The sequence below is a fragment of the Phenylobacterium sp. genome (assembly GCF_030651755.1).
Taxonomy (GTDB): Bacteria; Pseudomonadota; Alphaproteobacteria; order Caulobacterales; family Caulobacteraceae; genus Phenylobacterium.
The window spans coordinates 1-12,222 of record NZ_JAUSBZ010000041.1; the positions used below are offsets into that span (position 1 = coordinate 1).

Genomic DNA, 12,222 nt, shown 5'->3' on the forward strand with positions numbered 1-12,222 from the left:
GCGTTCGCCTCGGGATAGTCGTCCGTCAGCCCGAAGGCGACCAGCAACGGAAGGTTCCGCTGGTTGGCCGCCTCCAGAGCAAACTCCAGGGCTGGGTTGAAGTCCGCCCGCTGCGACGATTGCATCCAGTAGAGGACGTAACGACCATCGGGGTGTTCCGGCGCGTCTTTCAGCGTGCGGACGCGTGCGGACGCGATCGTCATGGACGGTTCGCCAAGCCTACTTCCGGACCCAGGCGCCCGCCGTGGACTGGTAGAACTCTCCGGGCCGCAGACGGGAGCTGACCACCTCGGTGAAGGCGGAGGCCCCGGCAGCCTCGACCGTGACCCCATTGCGCGCCGCGGCCTGGCGATACAGTTGCAGGCGGCCGGAATTGATCTCATTGACCGCCGCCTCGAGGGCGGGGTCGGACGAGGGGGTGACGAATCCCAGGAGGCCGTCAATGCGTTCGCCGACGACGCCCTCAGCCTTGGCGGCGTCAACCAGAGCCTTAGCCTGCGCTGTCTGGGCCATAGCGACGCCTGCGGTCAGGCCAATGGTAGCGACGCCAGCGGCGCCCAGGATGGCGGCGGCGAGAGCCAGATGTTTGAAGCGGGTCATGAGCATCCCCTAGAACAGGTTCGGATTTTGCTGGATCAGCGCCTTGACGTCCTCATCGAGGCGCACACGCACATCGGCGTCCAGCTTTGCGTAGATGGTGATGGGGTCAATCTGGACCCGCACCGTGGGGGCGCAGGCGCCAAGGCCGGCGGCCAGTGCGGCGACGCCCAAGAACGCGCCGGTGATCTGTCTCTTTGTGGTCGTCAAGATGGCGGCTCCTCAGGTCGTCGGTTCTCGGGGCTCATTCTGGCTTTGGCGGCTGAACCTCGCCTGAACCACGCATGGCTTGGGACTCGGCATAGTCGGCCAACAGCTGATCCAGGTTGAGGGATGTGTCCAGCGTCAAATCCACCTTGGTTCCGGAGGGGAGCGGCAACTCCCGTTTCAGGAAGTCGCGGCTGATCAGCTCGCCGAGAGTCAGACGGATTTCCTGGCGCTGCGGCGGATTGTGCTCCCCCCGCACCCGGAACAGGACCCCAAGGCGGCCGCCAGGAAGGCTGTTAACCTCGGCGTCGAGCAAGTCGAAGGCCAGGTGCTCCATGGCCTGGTAGGCGAACTCCACAGCCGTATTGGTTTCCTCGGCCTGCGGCAAAGGCGCTTGGGCCTCCCCCAGGCCCGGAGTCTGTGCGACGGCGCCGCCGCCAGACGCGCTGACATCGGTCAGTGCGGCGCGCCGAATCGACAGCCGGCCAGGCTCGATCGCCTCAAGCCGCCCCTGAACGAAGCGGACGCCATCGGGGCCAGCGATGAAGGGCAGTCGGCCGCTGACCTTGGCCATCAGATCCACGCGATTTGAGAATGGCGTTTCGCGCACAAGGTCCGCCAGTTGAACCCCCTCGACGATGAGTTCGCCTCGCCAGGACTGAGTGGGATCCAGGGGAATGGTCATCGGCTCCAGGCGGACAGTCCCGCCCCCCACATTCACGGCGCCGCTGGAGAGGTCGAGGCTCTGCCCGGACAGTCGGAAGGTCACCCGCGGCGCAGTCAGCGGCGCCAGCAGCTGGAGGGCCTGGGCGTCGAGCCGCTGATCCTCAGCGGTCTCCAGGGGCGCCAGGCTGATGAAGTCGATCTGACCTGCGAGGCCCTGCACAGCGCCGGCCGGGCTATTGAAATCAAGGCTGTGAATGGTCAGCCGCCCCGTGCTGCCGCCGCCCTCCGGACCCCACTGGAAGCCGCCAGAGAACTCCGCAGCGCCTTGCGCCGGCGGACCGATGACCTCAGCCAGAGGGGAGAGATCGGCGGGCTGCAGGCCGCCTTCGAAGAATTCCAGACGGCCGGTCTCGATCTGCAGCCGGCCGGCTCCGGTGGCGCCATCATGAGTCAGGACAAGGTCCGCGACCTTTGTGATCCGGGACTCAAGTTCGAGCTCACTGCGCCACTGATTGCGGCTCAACCCAGCCGTTCCCTGGAAGCTGAGGGGATGAAACCGCGCCGTTTCCGCCGCGTCGGTCAGGCGTGCGGCCGAGATCTCGGCCTGGAGAAACAGGCCGCTTTGGTCGACGCCAAGGGCGACTCCGCCCCCTGCTCCCTCGACTTCGGCCTGCAGGAACGGGACCTTGGCGGTGGCGTCGCGCACCCTGCCGCTCAAACGCCACAAACCGCCACTGGTCGTCAGAAGCGGCTCGGCGCCAGGGCAAAGATCCAGTCGGATGGCTTCGACGCTGGTCTCGCCCGATTCAAATCTGCCCATGACGACCGGGGCGCATCCCTGGTGTCGGAAGGCCAGTTGGCCCTTGGCATAGGTCAACTGGCCGGTGGCCTTGGTCTCCAGCCCCCGGATGGGCCCAAAATCCGTCGCGACCGACACCTCAGTCTGGGCGTCTAGGCCAGCCTCGGTCAGGCGGTAATTCGACACGCCGGCCTCCACCCGCGGCAGGCCGCCCCCCGCGATGTTGAGCGAAAGCGCCCCACTGCGCCCCCGGTACAGCGGGCCGGCGCGGTGTTGGCTGACGGTCACCTGCCCGCCGTCGGCCGCGGTCAGAAGGGCTGGCCGTCGAAGGTCGACCCGAAGCCCGTCCTTCTCGGCGACGACACCTAGGTCTGGCGCGCTGAGGGTGAAGCCCTGGGCGGCCCGCTTGATCGCCGCCAGAGTGTCAGCGTCGTCATTGCGGACGGCCCCGAGCCCGCTCCAGGCGCCGACCGCGCTGACCGAGCCGGTGAGCTGAGCTGTCATGCCGGAAGGATCGGCGCGAAACGGGCCCGCCAGATTGACATTCAAGCGGCCGAGACTCAGGCCGCCGGTCGCAATGTCGCGGCCTGACAGGCTGCCATCGACATCTCCGGAGACACCGCCGTCTGCGCCACGTCGCCAGGCAAGGTCGCCGGACTGGGCGGAAGCTTCCACGGCGCCGAACTTGACCTCGCCCATTTCACCGGAGGCGGAGATCACCCTTGCTGCGCCTTCGCCTTGCAGCACCAACCGGTCCCAAGCGCCCGCCGCTGCGCCGCGAAAGCTGGCTTCGAGGCGGAGCTTGCGCGCCGCGCCCTCGGCGACGGTGACGCTGTCGGCTTCCAGGACAGCTATGGCGATGACCGGTCCATTCCCGGCTCTCGCGGCCAGGTCTGGATAGGGCGTGGCCACCGCCAGCGACAGATCGCCGGGACCGACCTCAAGCCCCCCGAGGCGCCCTGACACCAGGGCGGCCGCGAGACTGGCGCTTGTTCGCCCGTCGCGGGTCACTAGACCAAGCCGGGCCTCACCAAGGTCCAGGACGACCCCATCGACGGCGACGCGCGTGGGCTCAAGCCGACCGGTCAGGGCGACCAGCACCCCCTGGACGAGCCGCGCATCGGCATGGACCGTCGCCACGCCGCCCTCGTGACTCAGGTGAAGACGCCCGTTTCTGACGATGATCTCAGGCGCCGGCGCATCATCGCGGGATGGTCGCGAGCGGAATTCGGCGATGAGTGGGTCGAGCGCCCCGAGACTGGGCCCCTCAGGGGTCAGGCCGACATGAATGACGGGATTTATCAGTCGGATTTGATCCAGCGTCACACCGAACGCCCGACCGCGCCAGGGCCCCGTGATCTGATAGGAGAGCTCAGCGCGTTCGGCGGTGACGATCGGTGCGCTGGCCGGGCCAATACGAAGCCGCCCGACCAGACCCCGGGGGCCCAGGGCCTCGAAACTGGCTTCGGCCTCGATGCCGCGGCTCTCCAGCCAGCCCACCAGAGCGTCCCGGGCCAGGGCGCGGCGAGCCGCATAGGCCAACGCCAGGGCGCAGATCAGCACAAGGATCAGCGCCGCCACCGCCCACAGCCAAATCCTCCGTCGCCCTCTGCGGGGCGCGGACGCTGGCGCGGGGCGTGCCGCGGAGGAGTCTGGTGAAACAGGCTGGGTCACAGGAGGTCCGGAACATAATGCGCAGGTCCCGAGCTAAGCTCCAGCCTTGTGACCAGATTGCGGGGCTTCGGCGAAATCACCTGGCGCCTGGGTCACCGCGGCGATGGTCGACAAAAGGTCGGCGGCGCGGATCGGCTTTGACAGATGGCGGTCGCCCCCTGCCGCCTGGCCGGCCTTGACGTGTTCTTCCAGGGCGTTTGCGGTCAGCATGATGACTGGCGTGCGGCGGAGCCCAAGGGCGATCTCCCGGCGACGAATCTCCGCCGTGGCGCTCAGGCCGTCGAGGACCGGCATCTGCATGTCCATGAGCACCACGTCGAAAGGCGCGCGTTCGATCTCATCGAGGGCTTCCTGCCCATTCTCCACCACGACAGGCGTCAAGCCGACCGAGCCCAGGATCAATTGGACGACCTTCTGATTGGTCGGATGATCCTCCGCCAGGAGAATCCGGAGCTCACCAAGCAGACCAGCTTCTTTCTCAACACCTTCCTCAGCCGATTGCGCAACCTGCGCCCTGGGAAAGCGGAGCGTCACGCGGAAGACAGACCCCGCCCCTGGCGCGGACTCGACAGCGATGTCGCCGCCCATGAGGTCCAGAAGGGATCGGCTGATCGCCAGACCCAGACCCGTTCCGCCAAACCGACGCCGAATGGAGTCGTCGGCCTGCTCAAAGCGCTTGAACAACCGAGTTCGAACATCGTCGCCAAAGCCGATGCCGCTATCACGCACCTCAAATGTCAGATCATCCCCAGCGGCCGCCACACTCAGGCTGACCCCGCCGGTTTGGGTGAACTTGACGGCGTTGCTTAGGAGGTTGGACAATACCTGCGTCAGGCGGACAGGGTCGCCCAGAAAGCCGCCCCGAGCCTCAGGCGTTACGGACCACGTCAGCGACAGGTCCTTACCTTCAGCGGCGGCCCGATGCAGCTCGGCGATCCGGCGAACGACCGCCTCCATGTCAAAGGCTTCGCTGGCCAGCTCGATATGCCCGGCCTCAATCTTCGAGAAGTCGAGGATGTCGGTGAGAACCTGCTCCAGCAACCGACCCGACGAGACGATGAGCTCGGCGAGCTCCTGATCTTTTGGATCGGTTTGTCGCTCACTCAGGGTCTGGGATATCGCAATCACGCCATTCAGAGGCGTGCGAAGCTCGTGGCTCATATTGGCCAGGAACCGAGACTTCTCAGCATTGGCCTGCTCCAGTTCGGCGGTGCGATGGCGCACCCGTTCCTCGAGCGTTGATCGCGCCCCTTCAGCCTTGGCCCGCTCCGCCCCCAGGGCTCTGGCCAGAAGGCCGATCTCGTCCTGGCGCGCCTCATCCTCGGCGAGTCTGCGCCGGGAGGGAGGCGCCAGATCCGGATCACAGGACTCGGCGAGGCGTTTCACGGGGCCTGTGATGTGACGACGCGCGAGATAGATCACCAGAAGGGTCTGGAGGATGGCGGCGACGGCTCCCAACAGCAGAACCCAGGCAGCCGACCGCGCTGCGCTGATCATCAAGGCGCGCTTGGGATAGACCACCAGGAAGTTCCAGTCGGCCATGTTCAAGCGCCCAAAGGCGATGATGGCCCTGCCATCGGGGCTTTCCAAGACGCCAAACTGATGAGGGTGGACCTTGATCGCTTCGGCGATGGCGTGGCTGCCTATGCGCTTCTCCAGCGCTTCGACTTGATTTTCCGAGGGACCTCCTCCCAGACCAAACGCCGGGTCAGCGATCAGATTGCCTTCGCGGGTGATAATCAGGGCGCTCGCCCCCGGAAGGGTCTCGCTCACCGCGCTCATGAACAATCCGGTCAGCTCAATGGACGATCCAAAGGCGCCGACGAAGCGTCCATCCACATAGGCCGGCGTCAGACAGGCGGCGCCCAGGCGAGGAATCTGATCGGCCTCTTGAACCAGCCGCTGCAATCGAGTGCAGCGGGTTTCGCCCCGCGGATTGTTGGTCGGCAGCGAGATGAGGGTCATCTCCTCGCCGCTCACATCGAGGTCGGACGGCGCGCTTTGTCGGTAGAAGAGCAGACGGTCGGGCCGCTTGGGTCCGAACATGACGAGGCGGGTGTTGGGGGTGAAGAAGTAGAAGTTGTCCAGGTCTGCGCCGGCCGCCTGGCCAAAGTCGGACACGACACTGAAACTCGCCACGAGGGCTGCAAGCTCATAGGTGGGAACCGCGTCAGCGTCGCGGATAAAGGCCCCCATGCCATAGACGTAGCCGCCATCAGTGCGCTTGACGCCATCGTAATACTCGGGGGGACTGCGGCGCGTTCCGTCCGGGCGGAGCGGAAAATAGCGATCGGCCAGGGTTTGAACCTCAGTGGCGTTCAGCGTCCCGGTCCGGCGTTGCAGTTCGGCGGCGGCGGCGGTCTGCATGCTGGTCAGCGAAGCAAAGCGTCGGTCAAGATTGAGGCTACGCTCCCGAACATAGTCGCCCAGGAAGGCGACCTGTCGTTGGGCAAGCTCCCGCTGAAAGATGAGGGCTGCAATGACAGCGGCCAACACCGTCAACGACAGGGTGGTCAGTCCAATGGCAAAGAGGAACTGGCGGGTTAGAGACTTCATGAGATTCGCGTCTCCCGAGGCGATAGACTCTCATAACCCGTCTTTCATTAGCAGAAGTCTTTAGGTTCAGTGCGTCACGGCGCCGCGGTTTAGGGATTGCTCACGGAACATCCTCCGGGGCCTGGGAGAGTGGTGGCGCCACCTCTTCCAGGGGCCGACGCTCGGCGGCTATGCCGAGTTTCATCTCCACCAGAGCGGCCAAGATCATCAGACCCCCGCCCAGGAGGTAACCCCAGAGAATCTGACTGCGTTCGCCCGTATCGATGAGCGCGCCAAACAGAACCGGTCCGCCGACACCACCCACTAGGGTCCCGAAGGCGTAGAACATGGAGATGGTGACGGCGCGGATTTCCAGGGGAAAGGTCTCGCCGATCGTCAGATATGCCGCGCTGGCGCCGGCAGAGGCGAAGAAGAAGATGACCGTCCAGGCTGCAGTCTGAGCTGGCGCAGACAGCAGGCCCGCGCTGAAGAGCCAGCCTGTGAGGCACATGAGTACGCCCGCCAATCCGTAGGTCAGGCTGATCATCGGCTTTCGCCCCCAGCTGTCGAATAGGCGTCCCAACAGCAGCGGGCCCATGAAGTTTCCAAGGGCGAATGGCAGCATGAACCAGCCGATGCTGGCCGGCGCGATCCCATAGAAGCGGGTCAGGATGAGCGCATAGGTGAAGAAGATCGCATTGTAGCAAAATGCCTGGGTCGCCATCAGCACGATCCCCAACACCGTGCGCCTGGGGTAGCGCCGCACCAGCGTCGCGGCGATCTCGATCCACTTGGTCGGCGGACGCCGCACGAGCCGCAGACTTAGCAAGGTGTCATGGGGCGGCAGTTTCTGGCCGGTCTGACGCTCCACCTGCGCCTCGATCTCGGCGATGATCTGTTCGGCCTCGGCTTCCCGACCATGGGTCATGAGCCACCGGGGGCTCTCGGGCATGAAGCGACGGATCCAGATAATGATCAGCGCCATGGCGCCGCCAATGATGAAGGCCAGTCGCCAACCCCAGGCCGGATCAATGAAGGTCGCGTTGAGCAGGAAGATGGAGCTCAAGGCCCCCAGGGCCGCCCCAAGCCAGAAGCTGCCATTGATGACAAGATCGGTGAAGCCCCGGCGCCGGGCGGGGATCAGCTCCTGGATCGCCGAGTTCACCGCCCCGTATTCGCCACCGATTCCCGCCCCGGTGATGAAGCGGAACACCATAAACGACCAGAAGTCCCAGGAAAATCCGGTGGCGATCGTCGCCACCATGTAAACGAACACCGTGGCGGTGAAGAGCTTCTTGCGCCCAAAGCGGTCGGTGAGCCTGCCAAAGGTCAAGGCGCCGACCACGGCTCCCAGGATGTAGGCGCTGCCCGTCAGGCCCACCTGCGTGGCGGTGAGATTCAGGCCGTCCGGGCCGGCGATGGCTGGGGACAGGGAGCCCACCAGGGTGACTTCCAGCCCATCCAGGATCCAGGTCACGCCCAGGGCTGTAACCACGAGCCAGTGAAAACGGCTCCAGGGCAGGCGGTCGAGACGCGCCGGCACCTGGGTGACGAAGACATCGTGACTGGCCATGGACTCCCCTCCAATCGGTCAAACTACAAACCGAATGCGCGAGACCGTCCAGTGGACGCAGGCGCAGAGTGGAAAAGGCTATCTATGCTTCCGCCGGCCGCCTCACGGCGGTATGGGGGCGAAATGTCTCCGCCCGAAATCCTTGTCGACGCCCGCGGGCATCGGTGCCCGGTTCCGACCCTGCGCTTGCGACGCGCCTTGGAACGCGCGCCCGCTGGGGCGAGTGTCCGGCTCCTGGCCGATGACCCCCTCGCCCGCATTGATGTGCCCCACTTCGTCACCGGGACGGATTGGGTGCTTCTCGCTCAGGAGACCGAAGGCGAAGTCCTTAGTTTTCTGGTCGGGAGGTCAGCCGGGGACTCTGCGGCCTGAGATCACGAAGCAAGGCCTGGCGGCGGTGCTCGTCCAGTCGAATCTCAATCTCGGTCGCCAGGGCGCCGCCAAAGAAGACAGCATTTACGCTCCAGGACAGCCAGATCAGGAACACCACGACGGCGGTGATTGAGCCATAGGTCGCGCCCAGATGGGCGATCTGCTCCACATAGAAGGCGCTGGCCCAGGAGGCGAACAGGCAGAGCATGGCGGCGGAAAAGCCCCCGCACATCGCCGCCGGCCACGCCACGGTGCGTCGGGACATGGCGTAGCGATAGATCAGGCTCATGCCCAGGGTCAGGCCGGCGCTGGCCCATGTCCACTCGCTATAGAGCCATGACACCCCAGCCAGGGGGCGTTGGTCGAAGGTGGAGGCTGCGACCCGAAGCGCGAGAAACAGGGACGACACCAGGCCCATCATGACAGCGGCGGCCAGCAGGACGACGAGCGCCATCAGGTTGAAACCGACAAATCCCCGGGGATCGGGTTCATCGTGGATGAAGGAGAGTCCGGCCAACAACGCCTTGAACCCCCGATGGGCGGCATAGGCGCCGATGACCAGGGCCACACCGCTCTGGGCAGAGATGGCGTCGCGCGGGGCGTGGGCCAGTCGCTCCAGCTCCGCCTGGAAGAGGTCGCGGGCGCCTGTCGGCATGAGGCGGGCCAGGGCTTCAGCCTGAAACTCCGCCTGGGCGGGATCGGCCCATAGGCTATAGGCGCCAATCAGCAGAGCCACGGCCGGGAAAATCGCCAGCATGATGAAGAAGGACGTGCCGCCCACATAGAGCATGACGTCCCGTCCCCACAGGCGCGTCAGCGCCCGACCCACGGTGGACAGGCCAAGGCTGGCCGCGCGGACGGGCTCCCATCGGCGAATGTCCAAGCGGTCCAGCTCCGGGTGGATCGACATGTGCGCACGTTGATCAAGGAAACCCCCTCGGCGCAAGCGCTCCGTCAGAGGTGACGACGCGTCCCCGGGTTCGCCGGAAACGCGTCGTCGATGGGCGTGTCAGCCATCAGGTTGGGCCGCTTCGAGGGACGGGAGAGCGCGGCGTCCAACCTTGATTTAGGCTACCGGGCCGGCGCTGAATGGCTTCTGAACAGCGATTCTGCTTGTTGTTCAGAAACTTAGGAGACCTCACTCACCGCGCCCGCATGACGGAGGGCGGTGATCTCGGTTGCGGAAAACCCCCAGTCGGCCAGAGCTTCCTCGTCGTGAGCGCCGATGGCCGGCGGGGGCCCCTGGATGGCGCCGGGCGTGGCGGAAAACCGCGGCGCAGGCGCCGGCTGCACGACTCCGGACACTTCGACAAAGGTCTGTCGCGCGAAGTTGTGGGGGTGACTCGGGGCCTCATCCATGTCCAGCACCGGGGCGAAGCAGACATCGGTGCCCCCCATGATCTCGGTCCATTCATCCCGCGTCTTGCCCGCCATGACCTCGGCGAGCTTCCTGCGCAGGCCCTCCCACTCGCCGCGATCCATCTGCTTCTGGAAGGCTGGATCGGTGATCCCGGTCTTTTCCAAAAGGTGGGCGTAGAACTGCGGCTCGATCGAGCCGATCGACACCCACTTGCCGTCCTTGCACTGGTAGGTGTCGTAGAAGTGAGCGCCGCCATCGAGCAGATTGTTCCGCCGACCCGGGTTCCACATACCTGAGGCCTTGAAGCCGTAGAACATGGCCATCAACGAGGCCGCACCATCGCTCATGGCGCAATCAATCACCTGACCCTGCCCGCTCTCCCGGGCGTGGATCACGCCGGCCAGCAGGCCAAACGCCAGATAGAGCGCCCCGCCGCCGAAGTCGCCGACCAGGTTGAGCGGCGGTACCGGTTTGTCCGTCGTCCCGATGGCGTCCAGCGCCCCGGTGATGGCGATATAGTTCATGTCGTGTCCGGCCGCCTGGGCATAGGGTCCGGTCTGCCCCCAGCCTGTCATCCGGCCATAGACAAGCCTGGGGTTTCGCTTGAGCGCCACCTCGGGCCCAAGGCCCAGCCGCTCCATCACGCCGGGCCGAAAGCCCTCAAAAATTGCATCGGCCCCCTCCATCAGCTTGAGGCAGGCCTCGATGGCGTCGGGCGATTTCAGGTCCATGCCGACGGAGCGGCGGCCGCGGCTGGTCACATCAGCCGGCGAGGCCCGCCCCCTTCCCTTCCGGTCGATCCGGACGACGTCGGCGCCGAGGTCTGACAGCAACATGCCGCAGAACGGGCCAGGCCCGATGCCGGCGAACTCCACGACTTTCAATCCGCTCAAGGGGCCCTGGCGCATGGCGATCTCCTCCGCTGTGCAGTCTGCTGTGGTCCAACTAGGCGCCGTGACGCCCCGTCAGCCAATAGGGGCTGTCAGCCAAGCTGAGGGTCAGGGCAGAGACTGACCGTCATCCACGGTCACCAAGGTTCCGGTGATCGCCGAAGCCGCCGGCCCCGCCAGCATCAGCAGGGCGGCGTCCAGATCCGTCGCGCCCATTAGCCTGCGACGGGGAAAGCCCGCCACCTGGCGCTGACCTCCCTCCGTGGCGAACCAGTCACGGTTGATGTCGGTCTCGACGTAACCGGGGCAAAGGGCGTTGACCGCGATCTGGTGACGCGACCATTCACGAGCCAACGACTTGGTCATCATGCCCACCGCCGCCTTGGAGGCGTTATAGGCGCTCAGGCCAGGCAGGACGGTGTGGGCTGCAATCGAGGCGATATTGACGATGCGACCGCCGCCCCGGGAGGCGAGATCGGCGGCGATCATCTGGCGGGCCGCGGCCTGGGCGCAGAAGAAGACCCCCCGGACATTGACGTCGAAGGCGCGGTCCCAAGCCTTAGGCGTCAGGTCCAGCGCCCGCCCCTCTCCACCGACACCGGCGTTGTTGATGAGAATGTCGATTGGGCCGATGGTCGCCCCCACCTCCGCAAAGACCGGGGCGATCTGATCGGCATCCGCCACGTCCAGGACTCTGGCGTGGGCCCGGCCGCCGGCGTCGTTGATCTCGTCAGCGCCCGCGGTGATCAGGTCCAGCCGCCGGGCGGTCAGCACCACCTCTGCGCCGGCCTCGGCGAGAACACGCGCAAAGTGCGCGCCCAGACCGCCGGAGGCGCCGGTGATGAGAGCGATCTTGCCAGCCAGGGTGTTGTCCGCAAACATCTGCTATGCCTCCCACCGAGGCGTGACGCCTCGTCCCTCGCCCGCGCTGTTGCGGCGAGATATCTTCACCAACGCCCGATTCTGGCGCCCCGGCGTCCAGCTGGGGAATGTGTGTTGCGTCAAAGGTGCAGAGAATGTCCGCAGGCGTCCAGGCGCGTGTTCTGATTGTCGCGCGAGACGACGGACTGGCCGGGCCATTGGCCGAGGGGCTTGATCGTCTGGGATGGCGCACCATCACCGCCCGCGGTCCCTATGCCGGCATCGCCGCCCTGGCCGACCTGCAGATCGAGGCTGCAATCGTGGATCTGCGCAGCGGCGGCCCTGAGGCCCTGACCCTCGCCCGGCGGCTCAAGGCCGCCTGCGCGCCGCGGCGGCTGCCCGTGGTGGCCATCGGCGAGCCTGAGGACGGAGCCCGAGACTTTGATCTCGTTCTGGCGCCTCCGCTACACCCGGCCCAGGCGGTGCTCCGGCTGGAAAATCTGGTGCGCATGGCGGTGGCCGAGGAGGAGTATGAGCTCCGCCAGGAGACCTTCGCCGAAAAGAATCGCGCCCTGGACTCGGCGGATCCTGATCCCGCCCCCTTCCGTATCCTGGCCATAGGCGAGCCGGCCCCGCAGTTCCTGGCCCTGTCCAACGCCCTGGCTCGCGGCGGGGCCGAAGTCGTGGG

Annotated in this window: 10 protein-coding genes and 1 pseudogene; 2 read left to right on the forward strand and 9 right to left on the reverse strand. The window is 66.0% G+C overall.

Annotation, left to right across the window (positions count from 1 at the left end; translation table 11 throughout):
• The 6 genes and pseudogenes from Q7V15_RS03315 to Q7V15_RS03340 all read right to left on the reverse strand — a co-directional run.
• Positions 1-203, reverse strand: a pseudogene (locus Q7V15_RS03315) (deoxyribodipyrimidine photolyase); the annotation flags it as partial.
• A 16-nt stretch (positions 204-219) separates the two neighbouring features.
• A complete protein-coding gene (locus Q7V15_RS03320) occupies positions 220-600 on the reverse strand; it encodes a YdbL family protein (protein WP_304753821.1) in 381 nt (126 codons plus the stop codon).
• 9 nt (positions 601-609) lie between these two features.
• Positions 610-786 (reverse strand): YnbE family lipoprotein, encoded by a 177-nt coding sequence (locus Q7V15_RS03325; protein WP_304753829.1) that lies wholly within the window; start codon positions 784-786, stop codon positions 610-612.
• A 55-nt stretch (positions 787-841) separates the two neighbouring features.
• Complete coding sequence (locus tag Q7V15_RS03330; RefSeq protein ID WP_304753822.1) at positions 842-3,850, reverse strand: YdbH domain-containing protein; 3,009 nt, start codon at positions 3,848-3,850, stop codon at positions 842-844.
• 126 nt (positions 3,851-3,976) lie between these two features.
• The gene (locus Q7V15_RS03335) at positions 3,977-6,499 is read right to left on the reverse strand and encodes an ATP-binding protein (RefSeq protein ID WP_304753823.1); all 2,523 of its coding nucleotides are present in this window, start codon (positions 6,497-6,499) and stop codon (positions 3,977-3,979) included.
• 100 nt (positions 6,500-6,599) lie between these two features.
• Positions 6,600-8,051, reverse strand: a complete 1,452-nt coding sequence (locus Q7V15_RS03340) for an MFS transporter (RefSeq protein ID WP_304753824.1) — start codon at positions 8,049-8,051, stop codon at positions 6,600-6,602.
• Positions 8,052-8,174: 123 nt separating this feature from the next.
• Between Q7V15_RS03340 and Q7V15_RS03345 the strand changes: the two genes are divergently transcribed.
• Positions 8,175-8,423 carry a sulfurtransferase TusA family protein gene (locus tag Q7V15_RS03345; protein WP_304753825.1) on the forward strand — a complete coding sequence of 83 codons (249 nt, stop codon included), beginning with the start codon at positions 8,175-8,177 and terminating at the stop codon, positions 8,421-8,423.
• Here the strand turns inward: Q7V15_RS03345 and Q7V15_RS03350 are convergent.
• The 3 genes from Q7V15_RS03350 to Q7V15_RS03360 form a co-directional block, all read right to left on the reverse strand.
• Positions 8,380-9,333 (reverse strand): YihY/virulence factor BrkB family protein, encoded by a 954-nt coding sequence (locus Q7V15_RS03350; RefSeq protein ID WP_304753826.1) that lies wholly within the window; start codon positions 9,331-9,333, stop codon positions 8,380-8,382. The two genes, Q7V15_RS03345 and Q7V15_RS03350, sit on opposite strands and share 44 nt — an antisense overlap.
• Before the next feature lie 218 nt (positions 9,334-9,551).
• Complete coding sequence (locus Q7V15_RS03355; RefSeq protein WP_304753827.1) at positions 9,552-10,691, reverse strand: CaiB/BaiF CoA-transferase family protein; 1,140 nt, start codon at positions 10,689-10,691, stop codon at positions 9,552-9,554.
• A 90-nt stretch (positions 10,692-10,781) separates the two neighbouring features.
• Complete coding sequence (locus Q7V15_RS03360; RefSeq protein WP_304753828.1) at positions 10,782-11,555, reverse strand: SDR family NAD(P)-dependent oxidoreductase; 774 nt, start codon at positions 11,553-11,555, stop codon at positions 10,782-10,784.
• Positions 11,556-11,689: 134 nt separating this feature from the next.
• Between Q7V15_RS03360 and Q7V15_RS03365 the strand changes: the two genes are divergently transcribed.
• Positions 11,690-12,222: two-component system response regulator (locus Q7V15_RS03365; RefSeq protein ID WP_370689761.1), on the forward strand; the 533-nt coding region annotated here is incomplete at its 3' end.

Bases quoted from the DNA above. Each gene is read 5' to 3' on its own strand.
- Q7V15_RS03335 (WP_304753823.1), bottom strand. From the start codon at position 6,499: ATGAAGTCTCTAACCCGCCAGTTCCTCTTTGCCATTGGACTGACCACC.
- Q7V15_RS03320 (WP_304753821.1), bottom strand. From the start codon at position 600: ATGACCCGCTTCAAACATCTGGCTCTCGCCGCCGCCATCCTGGGCGCC.
- Q7V15_RS03360 (WP_304753828.1), bottom strand. From the start codon at position 11,555: ATGTTTGCGGACAACACCCTGGCTGGCAAGATCGCTCTCATCACCGGC.
- Q7V15_RS03345 (WP_304753825.1), top strand. From the start codon at position 8,175: ATGTCTCCGCCCGAAATCCTTGTCGACGCCCGCGGGCATCGGTGCCCG.
- Q7V15_RS03355 (WP_304753827.1), bottom strand. From the start codon at position 10,691: ATGCGCCAGGGCCCCTTGAGCGGATTGAAAGTCGTGGAGTTCGCCGGC.
- Q7V15_RS03340 (WP_304753824.1), bottom strand. From the start codon at position 8,051: ATGGCCAGTCACGATGTCTTCGTCACCCAGGTGCCGGCGCGTCTCGAC.
- Q7V15_RS03350 (WP_304753826.1), bottom strand. From the start codon at position 9,333: ATGTCGATCCACCCGGAGCTGGACCGCTTGGACATTCGCCGATGGGAG.